We start from the raw sequence: 21,525 nt of genomic DNA, 5'->3' as shown, positions 1-21,525 counted from the left end.
CTTACATGGACAAGGCTGGGTTGAAGGCAAGCTACTCCGTGAACACCTCGTCGCGTCCTTTCCGAATGGAAGGCAGAAGAGCGATCACAAGAAGGATAGCGGCGACGGCGAGCAGGCCGGCGCTGATCGGATGATTAATGAAGGTCTCCAGCGATCCGCGCGAGATGATGAGGGCGCGCCGCAGGTTTTCCTCCATCAGCTTGCCGAGCACGAAGCCGAGCAGCATCGGGGCCGGCTCGAACCCGAACTTGATCAGCGCATAGCCTACGAACCCGAACAGACCGATGAACATCACGTCGGTCGGCAGCGAGTTGATCGAGTAGATGCCGATAGCGCAGAACATCAGGATCGCCGGGAACATCAGCCGGTACGGCACCTTCAGGAGCCGCACCCACATGCCGACCATCGGCAGGTTGATGACGAGCAGCATCAGGTTGCCCACCCACATCGAGGCGATCATGCCCCAGAACAGGGTCGGGTTCTTGGTCATCACCTGCGGGCCCGGAATGATGCCGTGAATCGTCATCGCGCCGACCATCAGGGCCATCACGGCATTCGGCGGAATGCCGAGCGTCAAGAGCGGAATGAACGACGTCTGCGCGCCGGCGTTGTTGGCGCTCTCAGGCCCCGCCACGCCCTCGATGGCGCCGCGGCCGAAGCGGCGCGGATCCTTGGCGAGCTTCTTCTCCAGCGTATAGGACGCGAACGGCCCGAGCACCGCGCCATTGCCGGGCAGGATGCCCAGGATCGCACCCAGAATGGTGCCCCGCACCACCGGCTTGTAGGATTGCCGGAAGTCGTCCCTGTTGGGCAGGAGCCGGCCGATGGCCTGGCGCACCACATCGCGGTGTTCCGTGTGATCGAGATTGCGCATGATTTCGGCGATGCCGAAGATGCCCATGGCGAGCACCGCGAAGTCGATGCCGTCGGACAGGAACGGCAGGCCGAAGGTCATGCGCTCCTCGCCGGTCTCCAGGTCGGTGCCGACCGTGGACAGCAGCACGCCGACCAGGATCATGGCGATGGCCTTCAGGATCGAGCCCCGCGCCAGCACGACGGCGAAGACGAGACCCATGACCATGAGCGAGAAGTACTCGGTCGGGCCGAACACCAGGGCGAGACCCGTGAGCGGCGCGCCCAGCGCCGCGATGACGAGCGTCGCCACCGTGCCGGCGAAGAACGACCCGATGGCCGCGATGCCGAGCGCCACGCCGGCACGCCCCTGCTTGGCCATCTCGTGGCCGTCGAGGGCGGTTACCACGGAGGTGGCCTCGCCGGGGATGTTGACCAGGATCGCCGTGGTCGAGCCGCCGTACTGGGCGCCGTAATAGATGCCGGCCAACATGATGAGCGCGCCGGTGGGATCGAGCCCGAAGGTGATCGGCAGTAGCATGGCGATGGTGGCGATGGGGCCGACGCCCGGCAGCACGCCGATCAGGGTGCCGACAAGGCAGCCGAGGAAGGCGAGGCCCAAGTTCTGGAGGCTGAGCGCGACGCCGAAGCCGAGGCTCAGGTTCGAAAAGAAATCACCCATCAGATTCTCCCGCTGTGGTCGGCCACGTCCACGGGGCCTGGGCGTTGGTTGCGCGTGGCGAAGTACGCTACGATGGCGCCGGCCGTCATGGCGGCCGCGCAGGCACGCAGCACCGCCTTCTGCGACCAGTCGGCGGGGAAGAGGCTCGCCAACGCCTGCGGAAAGACCGGGATCGGCAGGTTGAGCAGGTCGCCGAACAGCACCATGCAGAACGGGGTGAGGCTCAAGGCCAGGATGACGAGTTCGCGCAGGCGTGCCTCCGAGGTGGCGAACCCGCCGAGGATGATGGCGAGCGGGCCGGCGACCAGCAGGCCGAGGCCCGGAATGGCAAAGGCTCCGAAGGAATAGCCGCGAATGGTCAGGGCGAAGGCCACGATGGCGCCGATGACGAAGACCGGCCCGCGCAAGCTCCAGCGCTCCAGGAGATCGCCGTCCTTGAGGAAGGCTGCGGCCAGCAGGGCCAGACCCGAGAGCCCGACGCCGATGGCGAGCCAGCGCGGCAGCATGGCCGGGCCCATGGCGTTGAGCGTGCCCTGGTCCAGATCCCGAGTCAGGAACAGCGCAAGAGCCGCAAGGGCGACCAGGAGAACCCCACCCGCAAGGCTTTGCGGGGCGCGCACCGGCCCGCGATGGCGCGTAGGCTCGGTGCCTTCGTGAAGAACAGACATGGACGACCTCCCGGCAGGCGCACTCGCGCCCAAGGTTATTGCGACCGATATGGCCCGAGGCCGCAGTCTGGATCAAGCTTCTGTTGTCCCGCCGAGAATGCTTCTCAACAAGACCTGCTTGAATGACCAATCCTTAGGGAAAACGTCTATTAAACTATAGGACAGGGACCTGAACCCTGCGGGAGGTGACTTGATCCCTGGCCTCGTCTTGTCTAGATGGAACCTTGTAGCCAGGCCGGGCCCCTCTGGTCGCTCCTTAGAACAGGAGCGACGATGTCGGACTGGATGAAAACCAGGGCGGCCTGGGTTCGTTCAAAAAGACGGTTTTGCCTGCATTTCGGCTCCCGGCCCGAGGAATTCTGGACCGAGCCGGCGACAGATGCGTCTTTTTGAGCGTCTCGCATGTGCTGTCCCTCAACCGACATATGAGGCACTGCATGTTTGATCTCTCGCAGCTTTTCGGACCCGAGGTCGTCGCCTTCCTGATGGTGATCGGCATCGACCTGGCGCTCGCCGGCGACAATGCCATCGTCATCGGCATGGCCGCGGCCGGCCTTCCCAAGGAACAGCGCAACAAGGCGATCCTCCTCGGCGTCCTTGCCGCCACCGTCCTGCGCATCGCATTCGCGCTGGTCACGACCCAGCTTCTCCAGATCGTGGGTCTGCTTCTCGCCGGCGGCATCCTGCTGCTCTGGGTCTGCTGGAAGATGTGGCGCGAGCTGCGCACGACCCACGAGGAAGAAGAGGCCGCCGAGGAAGCCCTGGAAGGCGCGGACCTCGACAAGGACGGCACCATCGCCGGCAAGGCACCCCGCAAGACCTTCGCGCAGGCGGCCTGGCAGATCGTCATCGCCGACGTGTCGATGTCCCTCGACAACGTCCTGGCCGTGGCCGGCGCGGCGCGCGAGCACCCCTACATCCTCGCCTTCGGCCTGCTTCTTTCGATCGCCCTCATGGGCATTGCGGCCTCGTATATTGCCCGCCTGCTCCAGCGCTTCCGCTGGATTGCCTATGTGGGCCTGGCGATCATCCTCTACGTATCGCTCAAGATGATCTACGAGGGCTTCCTCGAGGTCTATCCGCTGGTGAACGGCACCGTCGGCTAAATCCGACGAGCCTGAGCTCATTCGCAATCTTCAATTGACGGCGGGGATGCGGGAAGGCAGAGAGCGTGACGCTCATGTCTCCCGGTCCCCGCCCATATTTTTCCACTGCCGGATTGCGCTCCGGCGCCCGCGCGGCGATTCCCGCCTTTCCCGGCTTCATCATGTTCGCCGTAGCCTTCGGTACGGCGGCGGCCCAGAAGGGATTGTCGCTCGGCGAAACGCTGGGCCTTTCCGCCTTCGTCTATGCCGGAGCCTCCCAGATGGTCGGCCTCGAAATCTGGCAGCAGGCCTGGACGCCTTCGACGATCCTCACGATCATGACCGTCACGGCCGTCGTGAACGCGCGCATGATCCTCCTGGGCGCGACCCTTCAGCCGTGGCTCAAGGATGAGCCGCTCGCCCGCACGACCCTCAATCTGTTCCTCATCACCGAAGCGGGATGGCTCGTCGGAACCCGCTATCACAACGAGGGCGGCCGCGATGTCGGCGTGCTCTTAGGCTGCGGGATCATCCTTTGGCTGGTCTGGCTCCTTGCAACGCTCAGCGGCTTCTTCGCGGGTGCCCTCGTGCCGGAGCCGAGGCGCTTCGGCCTCGATCTCGTCATGCCGATCTTCTTCGGCGTCATGCTGGTGCCATTGTGGAAAGGTGCGAAACCCGCCCTGCCCTGGCTCGTGGCGGGTCTCGTCTCCCTCATTGTCCATGCCTTCGTGCCCGGATATGTCTTCATCATCGCCGGCGCTCTGGCCGGGGTCGCGGCCGGGATGCTGATCGAATGAACACGGCCGGAACGATCATCGCGAGCCCATGGGGCTCCATTCTCGCCATCAGTGCCATGGCCCTGGTGACGTTCCTGTGCCGCATCGCAGGCGTCGTCGTGATGAGCCGGGTGCGGCTTACGCGGCGCATCGAGAGAGGTCTTCGCGCTCTGCCCGGCTCCATCATCCTGGCGACGATCCTGCCGGTGGTGATCGACAATGGCCTGCCTGCGATCATCGCTCTGACGGCAGCCATCGTGGCGATGGCCCTGACGCGGATCGACATCGTCGGCCTTCTCGTGGGCCTAGGCACCCTCGCCGTCATCAGGGCTTTTGGTTGAACCCTGCTTGAGCCGCAGGCGGATGCGGTACATCAATCCATCGCGAATGTTGCGATAGGCGTCGAGCACCTGCTCGCGAGAACCCTGCGTGATGGTCGGATCGGGCGTCGGCCAGTATTCCACTTCCGCCGCGATGGTGCGCGTCAGTTCGAGCGCCGCGTGGTGCGCCTCCGGCGAGAGGGAGATGATGAGATCGAAATTCAGCCCCTCCCATTCCTCCAGTTCCTGAAGCGTGCGCGGCCTGTGCTTGGAGGCATCGATGCCGATCTCGGACAGGATCGATGCCGTGAAAGCGTCCGCGTCACTTTTGCGGACGCCGGCGGATTGCACATAGATCGATTGCCCGAAGTAGTGCCGCGCGATGGCTTCCGCCATGACGGAACGCACCGCATTCATGGCGCAGACGAACAGAACCGAATGGATCCGTTTCGAGCGGGGCTCGTCCAAGCGTCAGCCCTTCCAGTGAAGCGCGAAGATCAACGTGAAGATGCGGCGCGCCGTATCGAAATCGAGGACCAGCTTGCCGTCCAAGCGCTTCATCAGGATTTCGGCCGCCTCGTTGTGCAGTCCGCGCCGCCCCATGTCGATGGCTTCGATCTGCGCCGGCGAGGCGGAGCGGATGGCCTGATAGTAGCTGTCGCAGATCAGCTCGTAGTCGCGGATCGCCTTGCGGAACGGCGTCAGCGAGAGGTGATGCGAGACGAGATGCGCGCCGTCCTGTGCGGTGACCTCGAAGCAGAGCTTCTTCTCGACCAATGAGATTCGCAGGCCATAAGGACCGCCGTCGTAGTTCGGCAAGGCGAAGTGGTTTGCCTCGAGAATGTCGTAGATGGCGATGGCTCGCTCATGCTCCTGATCGGGATTGCCCCGGCCGATGGAGGCCTCGTCGAGGGTGACGGCCACAAGCCGGCTCCGCTCCTTCGCTTCGCTCGCCATCCGCCCTTCCCTATCGTTAAAGGTTCAGGCGGATCGCGACCGACCGCGCATGCCCCTCCAGTCCTTCCGAGCGCCCGAGCGTGATCGCCGCGGGGCCGAGCGCACGCAGCGCGTCCGCATCGCATTTCAGGATCGAGGTTCGCTTCATGAAGTCAAGGACGCCGAGGCCCGAGGAGAAGCGGGCGGAACGAGCAGTGGGCAGCACGTGGTTCGGGCCGCCGACATAATCGCCGATGGCTTCCGGCGTGTGACTGCCGAGGAAGATCGAGCCGGCATTGCGGACTTTGGCCGCAAGCTCCTCGGCGTTTTCCGTCTCGATTTCGAGATGCTCAGGGGCAAGCCGGTCCACGAGGGGAATTGCGTTCTCGAGGTGGTCGATCAGGATGACAGCACCGTAATCGCGCCAGCTCGCGCCGGCGATATCCGCCTTGGGCAGGGTCTTGAGCTGGCGTTCGACGGCCTTTTCCACCGCATCGGCGAGAGCGGGGGAATCCGTCACGAGGATCGACTGCGCCGCGGGATCGTGCTCGGCCTGGGCCAGGAGATCGGCCGCGATCCAATCGGGATTCCCGTGGGCATCCGCCAGAATCAGCACCTCGGAGGGACCGGCGATCATGTCGATGCCGACCTGGCCAAAGACACGGCGCTTGGCGGCCGCCACATAGGCATTGCCGGGACCGACGATCTTGGCGACCGGTCGCACCGATTCGGTCCCGTAGGCGAGCGCCGCCACCGCCTGCGCGCCGCCGATGCGGAAGACCTCGTCGACACCGGCAAGGCGCGCGGCCGCCAGGACGAGCGGGTTCGTCTCGCCCTTCGGGGTCGGTACCACCATGGCGATGCGCGGCACGCCCGCGACCTTCGCCGGCACCGCGTTCATGAGAACGGAGGACGGATAACTGGCCCGTCCGCCGGGTACGTAGAGGCCGACGGATTCGAGCGCCGTCCAGCGCCAGCCCAGCGTCACGCCGAGCGCGTCCGTGGACATGGAATCCTGAGGGCGCTGGGCCCGGTGATAGGTCTCGATGCGCTCCTTGGCCAGAGCCAGGGCTTCCAGCGCCTCCTGCGGGCACTGGGCCTCGGCCGCGTCGATCTCGGCATCCGAAATGCGCAGGGTCTCGGGCTGGAGCGCCAGCCCGTCGAAGCGGTAGGTGAAGTCGATCAGGGCTTCGTCGCCCCGCGCGACCACATCCTCGATGATGGCGCGCACAGCCTGATCGACATCCTCCGACACCTCCCGCTTGGCTGAGAGGAGAGCGGCGAAAGCCAGCGGGAAGGACGGCTCCCGCGCATCGAGCCTCTGCGCCATTACAGGCGCCCCGCCGGTTGAAGCTGTTCCTCGTGCGAGGGGCGGCTTTCGGCGGCCCAGACCGGGCCGGTATCTTTCATCTGCATTTCGATGCACTCCAGGTCCACCTGGATGGCTCCACCTTCGGCAAAGATCAAGGTGGCAGTGCCCGATGGGGCATTGGTCTCCTCGAAGGCAATGGCGAGAAGGTTAAGAACCGCATCCTTGTTGGTCTGGTCGATGCCGCGGACGCGCACGCCGGTGACGTTCTCGAAATGCATGCAGGTCAGCCGGCGCTGGGGCTTATCCGCTTCCCAGTCATAGCGGCGGGTCTGAATGGCGAAACGCCGTTCCTTCGGCAGATAGGCGATATCGCCCACCCGCAGCAGGGAATCCTGCAGATGAGCGGAGATGACGGCAAGATCTTCCGGATCGAAAGCGACAAGTCTCAGGAGGTCCATGAGCCACCAACCTATTGTTGAACTTTAAGGTTTAGGTAGAGAGCCCCCTGCCCCGGCGCAACCTGTCCCAGGGGCTTCTTCTTCATGGCGCGGAAAAGAAAAGGGCCGGCATCGATGCCGGCCCGCTTGTTTTAGCCTCTCAGGCGCTCGATCTGAGCGCCGCAGCGGGCGAGCTTGGCCTCCAGGGCCTCGAAGCCGCGATCCAGATGATAGACCCGGTTGATGGTGGTCTCGCCTTCGGCCACGAGGCCCGCGATGACGAGCGACACGGAGGCGCGCAGATCAGTCGCCATGACCGGTGCTCCCTTGAGGCCGGCAACGCCGTCCACATAGGCGCTGTCCCCGTCGAGGCGGATCTGAGCACCGAGGCGAGCGAGTTCCTGCACGTGCATGAATCGGTTCTCGAAGATCGTCTCGCGGATGCGGGACGTGCCGTTCGCCCGGGTCATGAGAGCCATGAACTGGGCCTGCAGGTCGGTCGGAAAGCCCGGGAACGGATCGGTGGTCACATCGACCGGCTGAATGCCGTTGCCGTTGCGCCGGATGCGGATGCCGCCATGGGTCGGCGAGACCTCGGCTCCCGCCTGGCCCAGAACGTCGAGGGCGGCCTGGAGATAATCGGCCCGGGTATTGTCGAGGACGATGTCGCCCCCCGTCATGGCGACCGCCATGGCATAGGTGCCGGTCTCGATGCGGTCCGGCATGACATCATGGGAGGCACCGCCGAGGCTGGTCACGCCCTCGACCACGATCTCCGAGGTGCCGGCGCCTTTGATCTTGGCCCCCATCTTGATGAGGCATTCGGCCAGATCCACCACCTCGGGCTCGCGGGCGGCGTTGCGAATCACAGTGGTTCCCTGGGCAAGCGTCGCGGCCATCAGGGCCACGTGGGTGCCGCCCACGGTCACCTTCGGGAAGTCGATCTCGGCGCCGATCAGGCCCTTCGGGGCCGTCGCCACCACATAGCCGGCTTCGATCTCGATGGCCGCGCCGAGCTTGGCAAGCGCCATGATGAGCAGGTCGACCGGCCGGGTGCCGATGGCGCAGCCGCCGGGCATGGACACCTTGGCATGGCCGAACCGGGCCACCAGGGGAGCAATGACCCAGAAGCTCGCCCGCATGGTCGAGACCAGCTCGTACGGGGCCGTGGTGTCGATGATGTTCTTTCCCGTCAGGCGGATGGTCTGCCCCGTCTCCGACGACTGGCCGGGCCGGCGGCCGGCGATCGAGTGATCGACGCCGAAATTGCTCATGATCCGCAGCAGGGAGGAGATGTCCGCGAGGCGCGGCACATTGCCGAGCTCCAGGGTGTCCTCCGTCAGAAGGCTGGCGATCATGAGAGGCAGGGCCGCATTCTTGGCACCTGAAATCGGAATCAAGCCGTTGAGAGGCGCGCCGCCCCGGATGCGAATGCGATCCATCGAATTCCCCTTGCAAAACTTTTAGCGAACCATGCGCTATGCGCGTCTTAAGCTCTTCCGGCTAGTCGGACGGCTTGTCGCGCTCGTCCGTAACGCTCAAGCTCCCGGTTTCGGTTCCGGACACCTTCACGGCCTGCCGTCCCCGAGCTTGAGCCTTGCGACGCTTAAGATTCTCTTTCAAGGCCGCCTTCAGCCGGTCAGCTTTCTCTTGCGATTTCACGTCAGTCATGGTTCACGCGACCCATCGTCGCCTTTATCAAATAGAGGCTTCGCAAGCGGCTCTCAACCGCAATATCACGGTTCAGGACTTTGACCCGGATCAATGCGATCTGGCATAATGGGTCCAGGATCCCCGGGCATTGCGTTGCCCACCCGGTGAGATGATGGATTATCAAAACTTCTTCACGTCAGCCCTCGAGCGTCTCCAGGCCGAGCGGCGGTACCGCGTTTTTGCCGACATCGAACGGCTGGCCGGCCGTTATCCCCAGGCGATCTGGCACTCCCCGGAAGGCCCGCGCCCCATTACCGTCTGGTGTTCGAACGATTACCTCGGCATGGGCCAGAACCGGGACGTGACCCGCGCCATGGTCGAGGCCGCCTGGCGGCTCGGAACCGGCGCCGGCGGCACCCGCAACATCTCCGGCAACAGCAATCCCATCGTGGCCCTTGAGGCCGAACTCGCCGACCTGCACGGCAAGGAGGCGGCCCTCGTCTTCACCTCGGGCTACGTGTCGAACCAGACCGGCATCTCGACTCTGGCCAAGCTCATCCCGAACTGCCTGATCCTCTCGGATGCGCTCAACCACAACTCGATGATCGAGGGTGTGCGCCAGTCCGGCTGCGACAAGGCGATCTTCCGCCATAACGATCTCGGCCACCTGGAAGAGCTGCTCCGGGCGGCGGGCGACCGGCCCAAGCTGATCGTGTTCGAGAGCGTGTATTCCATGGATGGGGACATCTCCCCCATCCACGCCATCTGCGACCTCGCCGAACGCTATGGTGCCATGACCTACATCGACGAGGTCCATGCGGTCGGCATGTACGGCCCCCGCGGCGCCGGCATCGCCGAGCGCGAGGGCGCCATGCACCGGATCGACGTGATCGAAGGCACCTTAGGCAAGGCCTTCGGCGTCATGGGCGGATATCTCACGGGGACCAAGGCCGTGATGGACGCCATCCGCAGCTTCGCGCCGGGCTTCATCTTCACCACCGCACTCCCCCCGGCGGTCGCCGCGGCGGCCACGGCCTCGATACGGCACCTCAAGGCCTCGTCCGCCGAGCGCCAGCAGCAGCAGCGTCAGGTGGCTCGGACCAAGGCGGTTCTGAGCGGCGTCGGCCTGCCTGTCCTCGACACCGTCACGCATATCGTGCCGGTGATGGTGGGCAATGCGGAAGCCTGCAAGGCGGCGTCCGACCGGCTTCTGGACAAGCACGGCATCTATATCCAGCCGATCAACTACCCGACCGTGCCCCGTGGCACCGAGCGGCTGCGCATCACGCCCGGCCCCTTCCATTCGAACGCACACATCGACGCCCTGGCGGCCGCCCTGGTGGAAGTCTGGACGGCGCTCAGGCTTCCGCTCGAGCCAAAAATCCAGGCCGCTGAATAAAGATCATTTTCAAGCTTGCATGGAGGGCTGCCCTGTGGCAGTAAGCGGCCCTCCCCGTTGGCGCGCTGCCGTAGCTCAGTGGTAGAGCACTCCCTTGGTAAGGGAGAGGTCGAGAGTTCGATCCTCTCTGGCAGCACCAGCCAAGCCCTTGAAGGTTCTAAGCTTCTTGGGCTTTCTGCCCGACCAAGTTCGATACTTGCGTGTTGTGGGCAGCACCTGGGCGGCACGCAGAGAGTGCTTCATATATGGCACGCCGATTTCTGCTCGGTTCTCCCGCCTTATCCGACTGCCCGTAGTAACGGCTCAGCTTGATTCAGCCATTCTCGAAAACGTGGGTCTGTCCAAGGCTCTTCCTGTCCCTCTCGCGTCCGGGAGCATGGAACGAGCGAAAGCACCCGCGTCTATTACCGCATCCGCTTCCCGGCCAAGGCTGGGACCTATGGAGAGTTCGACAGCTCGAACAATAGGACGAGCGAATGGAGCGAGTTGTCCAAGGTCAAGAAGCTTAGGCATAGCGGCTTAGACAAACTTGGCCCCTCCTCCGTCTTTTCTTCGAGAGGAGGATAAAGAGCGCCCTCCATCGTCCTAAAGGACTCCTCGGAAAGTTTCGCTTGCTGCCAGAGCCTAGCCGCTATGGTGTGATGGGAGAGGGCTGGAGCACCGGTTTAGCGACGGTTGTAGTCAATCTCATATGATGAGGGGCGCTTTGGGCCCTCAAAAAAGCTTCTCGCTATGCCGACGACGACGATCAGACCGATAATCATAAGGAAGACCTTTAGAAGACCTCCAGCAGGCGGTTTCCCCGAGTACGCAGGTATCAGTAGCTCCTTGGGCGGATCCGCATTCGGTGGAGCTGGTGCACCGGCCTTCCTCTTTCCGGAGTTATGTCGTGCCCGTTGTTCCGCCATCTGCCTCGTAGCCCGAGCGTGCTCAGCGTCGTAGACGGCAAGCGAGACTTTTATCTGCCGCTTCAGGGCTTCGATTTCTTCATCGGTGGCTTTGGGACCTTTTGCGTTCACTTAAACCTCACAACGAGAGTCACGCATGGCGATTAGGCCGAAAGTCTCATAGATCGGACGCGAGTTCCATCGTGAATGGTGGCAGCTGCCTACTTTAGCCCCTTCCTCTTCTCTTCCAGAGGAGGATGAGATGCCCTCCGTCACGACTCTCGCCGTTCCTCGGGAAAGCATGTTTACGGACTTAACCTAGCCGCTATGGTGGGAGAGGAGGATGAGAACAGAGACAGTATGAGCGACTTTCAGGTTTTCGAATTCGGTGAGCTCCGCTTTACCAAGAAGGAACTCAGAACCTTAGATAGAAATATATTTTCGCTGGTTGTTGGATCATCAGTGGCGGCAAACGATGTTGCTGTACTTTCGCGCCTCGCGATCTTCCATGGCCACCGCAAGACGGACTCGGAAGTTGTCAAAACGTACATTGGAGTTAATTCACTCATTATTTTCCGCCTGCTGAGCGCCAAGGTTTACGAATACATCTACTTCATCGACGGATATGCTAAAAGATTACGACGCAGCAAGAGTCAAAATCTATCGCACTTTCTTGAGAAGGCTGAAGAATTTTTAGAACTAAAAAATGACCCAGAATACGCTACAGTCAAGGAGCTTCGTAACAATATAACTCACCATTTATCACGGTGCAACTGATATTAAAAATCTAAATACATTTGCCGACGATCACGTATTTTCTATGTTTTTACATCAAGCTACGGGGAACTCACTCTCACCACTGGGTGAGGACATAGGAACATTTGGCATACTGCGATCCAGGAACGACGGAATTGACGCTGACCGTTTTATCGAGTGGACCGCGGAGGCCTCTGCGAGTATTTCGACGTTCCAGCATCAATCCATGATACTGATCCTAGAAGAGTTCTTCCCTGAGAAAAGGCTGGTGAAGAGAATGGTCCCGGCCGACTCACTGCTGGTAGGCAACGAAGCTACGAGATCACCGTTGCTATTTAAGCGTAAGAACTAACCCCCTCTTCACCCCTTCCCTCTATACGCTCCCCATGACCTGCTCCCGCGACACCGTGATCAGTCCTCGAACGGCCCCTCGGACATGACCAGCGAGAGCGCAGCCCTCAACACGCTCTTCCCATCCTCGTCACGGACATTCACGACAAAGGTACGGTAATTGCCGTCCGGCAGGGCATCTTGGGCCATATGCGGAAGCGCCATTTGGGCCTCATGTCGAACTGCATCCATGCTTGGTAGATCTAGCCCGACATCGTCTTGAGAAGAGAACTCACCATCGAAGGTATCGAAGAAAAAGCGAGGCATCGGCGCTCCAGGCCCGTTGAACTGTGGGTAACAACCGGACTGCAGCATCCTTTGTTCATCGTCTCAGACTATTAGCTTGCTATGACCTATTCCCGCGACACCACAGCCATCTCCGAGCTCACCGGCGAGACCGTCAGCACCTGGTCTGAGGAATGGCGGATCGAGACCGAGGCGCGCACTGTCCTGAAAATTTCCAAGCAGGAACGGGATGTGTTCTTCAACGGACGCAAGGACGAGAACGGAAAGACCATTGATAGAGGCGTGGTCGGGATCCGAGGACCTCAGGCTGCTGAGGCGATCCTGGAGATGGCGCGCCGCCTCCAGGAAGTTCGTGATGCCAAGAAGTAGACGCTCGCGTACGGCTAGCAGCCGATCCGCTGCTTGATTGCGTCCACCTGGGACCTCGACCGGCAGACGTTCTCGCACGGAATGCCGTCACCATCAGCGTCGGCGCGACTGTAGCCACCGCACCACATCTCGACGGCCTCCTCGCAGGTGCTCGCCGCCTTGCAGCTCCTGCGCTGTGCCACGACGTACTCCTTTACCCGCTCGACGCCGGGCTTCACCGGCTGCTCAGAGACGCTCCCCGTCGCGGCCACAGGCGCAGCCGTCACCATTGCGGCCAAAGCCGCGATCACCCCCCACTTCATCATAGGCCCCCTAGCCCCTTGGCGCGCGCCACCCGGCCGCCCTTGCTTCATCCTCGGTGCAGAACCAGCGTTCGCCGCTGGCCTCGTTGATCACTGTCTTGTCGTATGCCCGGGTGCCCGGCAGGTGATAGATCTTGCCCGCACCCGAGATGTTGCCCTTGATGGCGCACTTCCGGTCGGCGCCCGTCGAAGCCTCCGATGAAAGCCGCTTTCCGCGACGCCACTCCCAAGGCTCCACGAACTTTCCGGCCCAAAGCCCCTGCTTTGCTTTCCGGGCCTCAGCTTCTGCGGCGGCATAACGGCCATCGGAATATTGCTTGTACTCAAGCGCCCAACCTTGGCGGACCAGCTCCGCGTTGATCTCCCGCCCATTCGCCTCGCAAACGGCGACGATTCGGCCATAGCGGTCGCGGTCCTGCTCTTGGCAGGTCACACGGCCATTCCGACCGATAAGAGCCGAAAGGGCTTCAGCCGCCAGGGAGCCGCAGAGGTACCGCTTGCCGGCAGCATCCTCACACGTCTGCTGGCCCTCGGGCGTATCGACGCCATAGAGGCGGATCCTCGAAGACTGCCCTCGAATTGACAGAGTGTCGCCGTCGACGACATCAGCCTGACCTGAGATGGCCGGGGCAGCAGCGGCGGGATGAAGGAAAAGGGGGAAAGCGAACGCGACGAGAGCAAGAGACTTCATAATCCGAGGAAGTTGCACGATGGTTAGTTGGTCTGCAAGCGGCCACCCTATCGAACACAGCCTGTTAGGCTCTGCCCTGAGGTGGCACCCCCTCTAGCCCTATTTCATCAAACGGCTCGAGCAAGGATCGGAGATACTCAATCTCGTCGGCGGCCTCAATGAAGAGTGCCTGCACCTCGTTGAGGGGAAGGGCTTCATCTTTCTCTGCAGCAGCCTTGAGCCTCTCAGCGATATCCATGCGTTTCTCCTTGTTCACTAAGAGCGCATGATAGGCTCTATCCACTGTTTCCACAGCCAGCCCCCGGCTTCTGGCCCTCAGGCTCGACACAGCAGCCCTTCAAGGATCATGTTCGCTATTCGTTCTCGCTGAGTCGAATACGGATGAGCAGATTCAAGAAGACATCCCGCAAGCTGACGGTCGAGCAGGTTCTCGATATCCGGCTGCGCTATGTCGTCGGCGACCGGGAGTGGGCCAAGATCGGCCGTCTCTATGGCGTGAAGGCAAACGCTGTGCGGGATAACGCTGTGCGGGATGCGGCTTTGGGCGTGTCCTATAAGGATCTGCCTATGCCTCCGAGGAGCCGCTGATGCCTCTCAAGTGGAGAACCTGCCAGTGGCGGGAGGGCATTGAAGGCGGCTTAGGCTCTCACGCCTTCTGTCTTGTGTACCAGCATAAGACGGGCGGCTTCGGTGACGGACAATGGGTCTGGGCCATAAATGGCATGCCGCATAACGCCAAGGTGCCGCTTCTGGGGTTCGCCGAGACGGCCGACGAAGCGCAAAGGTCTGCCGACGAGATCTTCGACATGTGGCTGGAGCGGTCGGGATTGAGAATTGCCCGCACCTGCCTGAGTGGCTTGACCCAGCTAAGCGATCAGCTAACTGATCACGCCTCAGCCTCATAGGCATTGGATGAGTTATGGATCAAACTGAACAGCAGCTGAACTTCGCCAGCATTACCGCAGATATCGTCTCTTCTTACGTGGCTAATACCTGCCGATAACGCGCCGGGCGGCTGTTGTTTGCCACGCGGGTCCTGGCTCTCCTCCCGCAACATGCAAAAAGGGCGGGGAGCAATAGCTACCCGCCCTCCATCTAATCCGAATGCGCTGAAGCCTAAACCCAGAGGTCAGTCCCAGCAGCGACAATCGTCCGGCCCTCGCGAACGCCATAAGTCAGGTAGTGCGTGAGTGGATCCACATGAGCTGTGGCCACATCCGGGTTGGCTGCCAGATAGGCACTCACGTCGAACCATGCGGACGGATCCCGTCCCTCCGACCAGCCAAAATGCTGATAGTGGTCGTACCCGCTCGCAAACCCTCCCGCCTGAACAGCCGCTGCCACATCGAGGTTGTGGGATAGATACCAAGCCTCATCGAACATCGCGTTCGGATCACGCCCCTCTCGGGCTCCCCAGGTGAAGTAATGATCCATTCCGCTCGACAGCCAGCCAGCCTGCACGGCAGCCGCCACATCGGGGTTCTGGGCTAGATAGAATGCCTCATCCACCCCCAGTGCCTGCGGGTCAGCCGCCCGACCTTCTGGACCACCATTTTGCAGGAAGTGCTCAAGACCTGAGGCCAGACCACCGGCTTTGACTGCTGCTGCAACATCGGGATTGTGCTGGAGATAGAAATCCTCATTCCAGCCCTCGCCATCTGCTGTAGCGGCTCGACCCTCCTGAGCGCCGAACTTTAGGAAATGCTCAAACCCCGACGCGAGAGCGCCCATCTTCACAGCCGCGGCTACATCCGGGTTATGAGCAAGATAAAACTGCTCGTCCCAGCCACTGCTGCCAGGCGCAGCAGCCCGGCCCTCCTGAGCACCAAACTTCAGGAAGTGCTCAAAGCCCCGGCTAAAGGTTCCAGCCTTGACCGCGGCTGCAACGTCCGGGTTCTGGCCCAGGTACCAGGCCTCGTTGAACAGGCCGGGCGTGTGGGCTGGCGGAGGGTTAGCGAGCACCACCTGATCGGCAAAGTGCAGCAGTTCAACGTTCTTGATAGTGTCAGTGCCAATTCTTGCGCCACTGATCGTCAGCGTGCCGTCAGCATTATAGGAGAGGCTCACGTCTGCGAGGGACACGTCATAGAAGATGGCATCCTTCCCGGCAGCGCCATCAAAAAGGTTGTCGCCGGCATTCCCCTGGAAGAAGTTCATCAAACCATTGCCGACCGCATTGGCATCACCAGCACCCGAGAGCCTGATGTTTTCTACCGTATTGGGCAGCGTTACCGTGCCTAAGCCGGCGTACAACACCGTGTCAGTCCCGCTTGTACCCAGGTCTGCCGTGAGCTGGCCTGGGTCCGTGATGGTGATCTCGCGCCCGCCATGCTCGTTGGGAGTGACTACCGGGCCGATGGGTGCAGCTGTGGTGAAGTTGAAGGTGGTGGTGTCAGCAAAACCCGCAAAGCTGTTCCCGGCCAAGTCCGTGAGAGCTCCCGCGGAGATGGTCAGATAATAGCCGGTTGCACTCGTAAGCGGGCTGGTCGGATCAACCGTGAGCACATTCCCAGCAATGCTGACACGGTTGCTTGTGGCTGCGTCGAAGCTCTCGATGACTGTGCCGTTGCTAGTATGCAGTTCAATCGTCCCGACACCTTTGTGAACTGCCTCTGAGAACGTCAGCGTCAGGTCGGCCGAGGTAGACACGTTCGTGGCATTGTCGATTGGATTGGTGAGAGCAAGCGTCGGAGCGGAGGAGTCCAGCGTGTAGGCTTGCACGCGGACCGGCCCTGAATTGTCAACTGCATTGAGCACTCGCACCCGGATGTCGTGGTCTCCGGCCGTGAGCGTCACCGGCAACGACCAAGCGTTGCTGCCCGCCGCGCTGGCGGCGTCGGTCCAGCCGTGGCCGCCGTCGAGCGAGACCTGCACGCGCTCGCCTGCCGCCAGTACACTGCTGAGTGTGCCGGAGAGGGTCTGCGCATTCGCGTTGGTGATGAAGTCGCCAACCACGCCGGAGTCGCTGGAGAGCACCAGGGTCTGGATCGTAGTGAGCGGTCCCGCGGTGAGGATCTGCACGGTCAGCGCCTGAGAAGCGTCGCTAACGTTGCCGGCCAAGTCGGTAGCCTTGGCCGTGATGGTGTGACTGCCTTCACTCAACGGCTGATCGGGGGTGATCTGCCAGGTGGTTCCGATAACCGTCGTATGGCCGATTTCGGTTGCGCCTTCGTAGATTCTGACGATTGAGCCAGTTTCGGCGGTGCCGCTGAAGGTCGGCTGCGTCACGCCAGTGATATCGTCGGTGTCGGAATTGCCGCTGTCGCTGCCGGTGTCAAGGTCAGGTCTGGACGGCGCGCCCGGGGCCACCGTGTCGAGCGCATAGGCGTGCGTATAGGTCGTCCCAGCATTGCCGGCCAAGTCGACCACCTGCACCTGCAGCACACCGCTGCCGCTGAGCATGGTCACAAGCTGCCATGTGTTGGTGCCTACACTGGAGATGACAGGATTCCAGGTGGCGCCGTTGTCGAGCGAGACCATAACCTGCTCACCCGCGGCCAGATTGGCACTCAGGGTGCCGGAGATCGTCTGCGGCGCGATCGAAGTGATCATGTCGCTAACCGACGCGCCGGTGTCGGCAGACAGCATGGCGCTAGCGATGGTGGTCGTGGGTGGCGTGCGGTCGACCGTGACTGCCAGGCCGCCAGACGCTGTGCTCGCGTTGCCGGCCGCATCGAAAGCCACCGCCGTTAGGGTGTGGTTGCCTTCTTCGAGGCCAGTCACTTGGATGGTGTAGGTGCCGCCGCTCGCCGTCACGGAGGCGATCTCCGCGGCGCCATCGTACAGCTTGACCGTGGCGCCGGCCTCGGCGGTGCCGCTGAAGGTCAGCGGATCCTTGTTAGTGACGTAGTCGCTGCTGGAGGCGCCGGAATCGTCGCTGACGGTCAGGGACGGGATGGACGGCGCGTTGGGGGCCTTGGTGTCGTAGCTGAGCGCCCGGTTGTTGCTGGCGGTGCCATCGTTTCCAGCAAGGTCCTGGTAGGTGCCGGCCAGCACGCGGATGCTGGCGCTGCCGGCGTCGGTATTCGCGTTCGGGGTGAAGGTGGCGGTGCGGGTGGTGCCGGTGCCGCTGATCGCGGACAGCGTGCCGCCGCTGACCGCGATGTCGCCGCTGGTGCCGTCCCAGCTGAAGCTCGAACCCGGGTCTTCGCTGAAGGTGAATGTGATAGTCGCCGTCTCGCCGACCTTCAGAGACGGCTTGCTGCTGGTAATCGTCACTGTCGGCGCGGTGGTGTCAACGGTCCAAGTATAGGTTGCTGGGGTTGGATCAACGTTTCCAGCAGCATCATGCGCCCGCACCATCACGGTATGAGCGCCATCGGCCAGCCCACTAAAGGTTTTTGGGCTGGTTGCTGCAGTAAAGGCGCCACCATCCAGCGACATAGAATAGGTAGAGCCGGGTTCATTCGAGGTGAATACGAAGGTCGCGCTTGAGCTATTCGTTAGAGAGGCAGGAGAGGCCGTGATCGTGGTATCGGGAGGTGCCGTGTCTATAGCAGCGTCAGCAATCTCAATGGTGTTGATAGTCGCCCATCCATGCGCGGACGAGAACATGATGCGGACCTCATCAACCGCGTCGAACTGTGAGTTGAGGTTAACGGTAATAACCGTTGGGGAATTATTTGAATTGAAGGTGGAGGAGGCAACCGGCTTACCATCACGATAGCCCGTAACATTGATAGGCTCACCCGTCGAGTCCTGCGCATAGCCCCAGTCCATCCACTGAAAGCCGTTGATCTGAAATTCGGACAAGTCGGCACTTTTGATGACAAAGCCAGCCCAGCCCACATCCACTTGTTCATCGTTGTATTGCGGTTCGTAGGTCGTCAGGCCGCTGAAATCCACACCGAAACCCGATACGGACTCGCTTTGCCATTCGATAGGGGTATTGAGGATGTTACCGTTGGTGTCTTTGAGTAGTCCAATCTGAATAACCTTGCCGGCTAAGTCGGTAGATCCTCCTTCGCCATCCTCGGCAACGCCATCGGCCCACGGGGAAACTTCATTGGACGTGAAACTAAGGATACCGCTTGCCATCGTTGCCCCTCTTCCTCTCTAGCTTGTTATGATCTTGTACTTGCGCCCGCCAAGGCGTTGCCGCCCGCGCGCGAAATCACGAGGCTATCATTGCGGCAGCAAACTTTGTTAACGGATTTTCCTAGTCTAGGAATGGCAGAGAATTTGGTTTGGATTATTGAGTATTTCTGCTGAACTCACCCATAACGGGCTAGATTAGCTTTTGATATCAATGACATAATCAACCGGCGCTTAATGAAGAGCCGACTTAACTTTGCAGGATGCCAGCTATTATGGGACAGAATGTCACTATTCTGCCACGTTGTGGAGCGCCAGCCTTCCTATTCGAGGATACGGGGCTGTTTGGCCGACGCGGAGGCAGTCACAGATTGGACTATGGATTTGTTAGAGAGCTGGGAAGTCACCTGTACCTCGCCAGATCCGGCCCTTGTCCAGCAGGTCGCGGTTTTGCTCCAAGCTTCCTTTAGACCTCGCCTCGTGGCGATGGCCTTGCGCTTTGCTAACCATTCTCCGTCATCGGGCTGGGTAGAGGACTTGCACCCCGAAGCCTGTCTGAGTGGCTTGACCATACAGTGTAATGAGCTAACTGATGTCGCTTCGGCCTCTAAGGCATTGGATGAGTTATGGATCAGCCTGAACAGCAACTAGACTTCGCGAGCATCACCGCAGATATTGTTTCCTCTTACGTCGCCAACAACTCGGTTCATCGAGGCAATCTGCCGAACGTGATTGCCTCCGTCCATGCGGCTCTCCAAGGGCTAACAACCCGGAAGCAGGCTGAGTCCGAGAAACCAGAACCGCGCGTTCCGATTAAAAAATCGATCACGCCTGACTTCCTGATCAGTCTTGAGGACGGCAAGAAGTACAAGACGCTCAAGCGGCACCTTGGGACGCTTGGGATGACGGCCGAGGAGTATCGCGCAAAGTGGGGGCTCCCAGGCGATTACCCGATGGTGGCGCCGAACTATGCTGCGAGGCGCTCCGAGCTCGCCAGGAGCAGCGGCCTCGGCCAAATTCGGAAGAAGAGTACCGCCAAAGCAGTTGCAGTGTCGGAGGAGATCGTCACGACGCCTACTGAGACCCCAAAGGCCAAGCGCGGTAGATCTTCCAAGAAGACGGCGAGCGAGCAAGCCCCAACGTAGTGGGGCGGCTTAGCGCAAGGCCGCCCCGCTGGCTCCGAATCCTGCGGGACTACCGACCGTTGATGCTTTCCAATACATTTGCCCACGCAGGGCCGGACTCCGCCTCGTGAGCTTCGTCGAGCAGGTTAATGACCTGTGTCGTCCAGACTCTGTACTTCTGCATGATCTGCCGGCGCTTGGCCGCATAGGTAGCGGGGTTGTAGTCCTCTAGCAGTTTGGCCGCGAGCTCGGGGTTCTGGATAATTTCCTCCTGCAGCTTGTCGATTGACCGAGCCTGGACTTGTGCCGAGCGCCGCCGGAGCCACGTAGCCGCAACGTCGACGAGCGCAAGCGCCGCTCAGCTCAGTAAGCTCGCGAAACAATCCGCGCGTGCCGCTTCAATCCTTAGCGGTGATTGTGACAGCCCCGGAGGACCCGGGGCAGGCAATCGTGAACTCGGAATGCAATCTGGTGATCTCGGTACCGCTTACAAGGGCGCAGCCTTTCATCGCTGGAGTCTTGGCAATATACTCCACCGCTGCCTCTTCGTGTCTCACACCAGTGACTGGCGAGACTGACGGCTCACCTCTCCAGGACTGACAGAACGATTGGCGCGCTTCAGAAACCGCGTAGGCTACAATGAGCAGCCTTCCGTTCACCGGCTGACGGTAGACTTGGTATCCGCCGCCACAGCTTGTCGCCACGTTGGTAACGCCGACTCCAACATAGTCGGACAATGAACCTCCCTTAGGGTTCGACGCGCAGGCTGAGAGTCCCGCGGCAAGTACTGTAATGGGCATGATCGACAAAGCGCGGCTGAGCATCTCTTCCTCGGGTCCGGTTCAATGCCGGGACCTAGCAGTAAATGCTTAGCTTGTCGTGAAGATCAGCATCACAAGTATGGGAGCGCCGAAGCGAAAATGGAAACTGCGCACCAGCTGCAGGAAGCTCGCGACGCGTTAGGTCAGCCTCTATCCACTGTTGCCACGGTCACCGATCGCCCGCCTGCCTCCAGGCTCGACTCTGTACCTGCCTACGGAACATGTCCCCTCTTCGTTCATGGAGTCGAGCATGCCGAGAGACTACGATCGAACCTTCCAGCTCAGACACTACCCGCTCCCGAAACTCGTGGCTTGGCGCGCAAGGTCGTCTCACCCCATGTTCTGCGCCATACCCTCGCCCTGGCGCTGCTGCAATCAGGTGTCGACCTGCTCACCATCCAGGCTTGGCTCGGTCATGCGCAGGTCGCGATGACGCATCACTATGCAGCCGCCGATGTCGAGATGATGTCCGCGGTCTCGACCACGCCGCTATCTCGGGCAAGGAGTCGGTTCGGTTCAAGGCAAAGGACGCGGTACTCCAACCGCTTGAGAGCCTCTGATTATGTGGCGGCGTAGAGCCGCAAAGTGCCGGAATACCGTCGCCGGTTCCTCCGCCGCCACATAATCTCCCACGACGCATAAATGCCGATTGGGCTGGAGCGTCTCCTGCACCAGCAGGGAGAGGCCACCGAAACCTTTGCGCATATCGGTGTGGCCGGTGGCGAGCCACACGCGCACGCCGGTCGGGACCGGGATCATGGCAGGCTCTCCATGACTTGCAGAAC

At 61.4% G+C, this 21,525-nt stretch carries 24 protein-coding genes and 1 tRNA gene; 11 read left to right on the top strand and 14 right to left on the bottom strand.

Annotated features, from left to right (window positions below):
- Positions 1 to 31 precede the first annotated feature (31 nt).
- Complete coding sequence (locus DDF70_RS10680; RefSeq protein WP_114944847.1) at positions 32 to 1,534, bottom strand: tripartite tricarboxylate transporter permease; 1,503 nt, start codon at positions 1,532 to 1,534, stop codon at positions 32 to 34.
- Positions 1,534 to 2,202, bottom strand: a complete 669-nt coding sequence (locus tag DDF70_RS10675; protein WP_114944846.1) for a tripartite tricarboxylate transporter TctB family protein — start codon at positions 2,200 to 2,202, stop codon at positions 1,534 to 1,536. The genes DDF70_RS10680 and DDF70_RS10675 overlap by 1 nt, the downstream gene beginning before the upstream one ends.
- 437 nt (positions 2,203 to 2,639) lie before the next feature.
- Here DDF70_RS10675 and DDF70_RS10665 point away from each other — a divergent pair, with 437 nt between their 5' ends.
- From DDF70_RS10665 to DDF70_RS10655, 3 genes are all read left to right on the top strand, one after another.
- Positions 2,640 to 3,308 carry a TerC family protein gene (locus tag DDF70_RS10665; RefSeq protein ID WP_114944844.1) on the top strand — a complete coding sequence of 223 codons (669 nt, stop codon included), beginning with the start codon at positions 2,640 to 2,642 and terminating at the stop codon, positions 3,306 to 3,308.
- A gap of 74 nt (positions 3,309 to 3,382) precedes the next feature.
- Positions 3,383 to 4,084: an AzlC family ABC transporter permease gene (locus DDF70_RS10660; protein ID WP_114944880.1), complete on the top strand. Its 702-nt coding sequence runs from the start codon at positions 3,383 to 3,385 to the stop codon at positions 4,082 to 4,084.
- Complete coding sequence (locus DDF70_RS10655) at positions 4,081 to 4,404, top strand: AzlD family protein (protein WP_114944843.1); 324 nt, start codon at positions 4,081 to 4,083, stop codon at positions 4,402 to 4,404. Before DDF70_RS10660 ends, DDF70_RS10655 begins: the two co-directional genes overlap by 4 nt.
- Here DDF70_RS10655 and DDF70_RS10650 read toward each other — a convergent pair.
- The 5 genes from DDF70_RS10650 to murA form a co-directional block, all read right to left on the bottom strand.
- Entirely contained in the window at positions 4,369 to 4,851 is a 483-nt protein-coding gene (locus DDF70_RS10650) for an arsenate-mycothiol transferase ArsC (RefSeq protein WP_170316053.1), read from the bottom strand. The genes DDF70_RS10655 and DDF70_RS10650 overlap by 36 nt on opposite strands.
- Positions 4,852 to 4,854: 3 nt before the next feature.
- Positions 4,855 to 5,340 carry a UPF0262 family protein gene (locus DDF70_RS10645; RefSeq protein ID WP_114944842.1) on the bottom strand — a complete coding sequence of 162 codons (486 nt, stop codon included), beginning with the start codon at positions 5,338 to 5,340 and terminating at the stop codon, positions 4,855 to 4,857.
- A gap of 16 nt (positions 5,341 to 5,356) precedes the next feature.
- Positions 5,357 to 6,649, bottom strand: a complete 1,293-nt coding sequence (gene hisD / locus DDF70_RS10640) for a histidinol dehydrogenase (RefSeq protein WP_114944841.1) — start codon at positions 6,647 to 6,649, stop codon at positions 5,357 to 5,359.
- Positions 6,649 to 7,089 carry a DUF2948 family protein gene (locus DDF70_RS10635; RefSeq protein ID WP_114944840.1) on the bottom strand — a complete coding sequence of 147 codons (441 nt, stop codon included), beginning with the start codon at positions 7,087 to 7,089 and terminating at the stop codon, positions 6,649 to 6,651. Before DDF70_RS10635 ends, hisD begins: the two co-directional genes overlap by 1 nt.
- A 131-nt stretch (positions 7,090 to 7,220) precedes the next feature.
- Positions 7,221 to 8,510, bottom strand: coding sequence for a UDP-N-acetylglucosamine 1-carboxyvinyltransferase (gene murA, locus DDF70_RS10630; RefSeq protein ID WP_114944839.1), 1,290 nt, complete (start codon positions 8,508 to 8,510; stop codon positions 7,221 to 7,223).
- Between the two features lie 383 nt (positions 8,511 to 8,893).
- On the opposite strand from murA, the gene hemA reads away from it, so the two are divergent.
- Entirely contained in the window at positions 8,894 to 10,120 is a 1,227-nt protein-coding gene (gene hemA / locus DDF70_RS10625) for a 5-aminolevulinate synthase (RefSeq protein ID WP_114944878.1), read from the top strand.
- Positions 10,121 to 10,184: 64 nt separating this feature from the next.
- Positions 10,185 to 10,259 (top strand) — tRNA-Thr (locus DDF70_RS10620).
- Positions 10,260 to 10,785: 526 nt separating this feature from the next.
- Here the strand turns inward: DDF70_RS10620 and DDF70_RS10615 are convergent.
- Positions 10,786 to 11,139, bottom strand: coding sequence for a hypothetical protein (locus DDF70_RS10615; protein ID WP_114944838.1), 354 nt, complete (start codon positions 11,137 to 11,139; stop codon positions 10,786 to 10,788).
- A gap of 228 nt (positions 11,140 to 11,367) precedes the next feature.
- On the opposite strand from DDF70_RS10615, the gene DDF70_RS10610 reads away from it, so the two are divergent.
- Positions 11,368 to 11,784 carry a hypothetical protein gene (locus DDF70_RS10610; RefSeq protein WP_162820336.1) on the top strand — a complete coding sequence of 139 codons (417 nt, stop codon included), beginning with the start codon at positions 11,368 to 11,370 and terminating at the stop codon, positions 11,782 to 11,784.
- Positions 11,785 to 12,174: 390 nt separating this feature from the next.
- Here the strand turns inward: DDF70_RS10610 and DDF70_RS10600 are convergent, their stop codons facing one another.
- On the bottom strand, positions 12,175 to 12,420 hold the full coding sequence (locus DDF70_RS10600; RefSeq protein ID WP_114944835.1) for a DUF6894 family protein: 246 nt from the start codon (positions 12,418 to 12,420) through the stop codon (positions 12,175 to 12,177).
- An 81-nt stretch (positions 12,421 to 12,501) separates the two neighbouring features.
- Between DDF70_RS10600 and DDF70_RS10595 the strand changes: the two genes are divergently transcribed.
- A complete protein-coding gene (locus tag DDF70_RS10595) occupies positions 12,502 to 12,768 on the top strand; it encodes a DUF7696 family protein (protein WP_114944834.1) in 267 nt (88 codons plus the stop codon).
- A 14-nt stretch (positions 12,769 to 12,782) separates the two neighbouring features.
- Here DDF70_RS10595 and DDF70_RS10590 read toward each other — a convergent pair whose 3' ends face one another.
- From DDF70_RS10590 to DDF70_RS36520, 3 genes are all read right to left on the bottom strand, one after another.
- Complete coding sequence (locus tag DDF70_RS10590) at positions 12,783 to 13,073, bottom strand: excalibur calcium-binding domain-containing protein (RefSeq protein WP_245435439.1); 291 nt, start codon at positions 13,071 to 13,073, stop codon at positions 12,783 to 12,785.
- 7 nt (positions 13,074 to 13,080) lie between these two features.
- The gene (locus tag DDF70_RS10585) at positions 13,081 to 13,761 is read right to left on the bottom strand and encodes a thermonuclease family protein (protein ID WP_114944833.1); all 681 of its coding nucleotides are present in this window, start codon (positions 13,759 to 13,761) and stop codon (positions 13,081 to 13,083) included.
- Positions 13,762 to 13,825: 64 nt separating this feature from the next.
- The gene (locus DDF70_RS36520) at positions 13,826 to 13,999 is read right to left on the bottom strand and encodes a hypothetical protein (RefSeq protein WP_162820335.1); all 174 of its coding nucleotides are present in this window, start codon (positions 13,997 to 13,999) and stop codon (positions 13,826 to 13,828) included.
- 143 nt (positions 14,000 to 14,142) lie between these two features.
- On the opposite strand from DDF70_RS36520, the gene DDF70_RS10580 reads away from it, so the two are divergent.
- Positions 14,143 to 14,349: a hypothetical protein gene (locus DDF70_RS10580; protein ID WP_114944832.1), complete on the top strand. Its 207-nt coding sequence runs from the start codon at positions 14,143 to 14,145 to the stop codon at positions 14,347 to 14,349.
- The gene (locus DDF70_RS10575) at positions 14,349 to 14,666 is read left to right on the top strand and encodes a hypothetical protein (protein ID WP_114944831.1); all 318 of its coding nucleotides are present in this window, start codon (positions 14,349 to 14,351) and stop codon (positions 14,664 to 14,666) included. Before DDF70_RS10580 ends, DDF70_RS10575 begins: the two co-directional genes overlap by 1 nt.
- A 211-nt stretch (positions 14,667 to 14,877) precedes the next feature.
- Here the strand turns inward: DDF70_RS10575 and DDF70_RS10570 are convergent, their stop codons facing one another.
- Positions 14,878 to 18,798, bottom strand: coding sequence for an Ig-like domain-containing protein (locus tag DDF70_RS10570; protein ID WP_114944830.1), 3,921 nt, complete (start codon positions 18,796 to 18,798; stop codon positions 14,878 to 14,880).
- 623 nt (positions 18,799 to 19,421) lie between these two features.
- Between DDF70_RS10570 and DDF70_RS10565 the strand changes: the two genes are divergently transcribed.
- Both DDF70_RS10565 and DDF70_RS37955 read left to right on the top strand, forming a co-directional pair.
- Positions 19,422 to 19,940, top strand: a complete 519-nt coding sequence (locus tag DDF70_RS10565; RefSeq protein WP_114944829.1) for a Ros/MucR family transcriptional regulator — start codon at positions 19,422 to 19,424, stop codon at positions 19,938 to 19,940.
- 1,112 nt (positions 19,941 to 21,052) lie between these two features.
- On the top strand, positions 21,053 to 21,316 hold the full coding sequence (locus DDF70_RS37955; protein ID WP_245435438.1) for a tyrosine-type recombinase/integrase: 264 nt from the start codon (positions 21,053 to 21,055) through the stop codon (positions 21,314 to 21,316).
- Here the strand turns inward: DDF70_RS37955 and tnpB are convergent.
- Entirely contained in the window at positions 21,257 to 21,499 is a 243-nt protein-coding gene (tnpB, locus tag DDF70_RS10555) for an IS66 family insertion sequence element accessory protein TnpB (protein WP_114944827.1), read from the bottom strand. The two genes, DDF70_RS37955 and tnpB, sit on opposite strands and share 60 nt — an antisense overlap.
- Positions 21,500 to 21,525 lie beyond the last annotated feature (26 nt).

Source organism: Microvirga calopogonii, assembly GCF_003347665.1.
GTDB lineage: Bacteria > Pseudomonadota > Alphaproteobacteria > Rhizobiales > Beijerinckiaceae > Microvirga > Microvirga calopogonii.
Note: the sequence above shows the minus strand (reverse complement) of the source record. Positions and strands in the feature narration are given on the sequence as shown.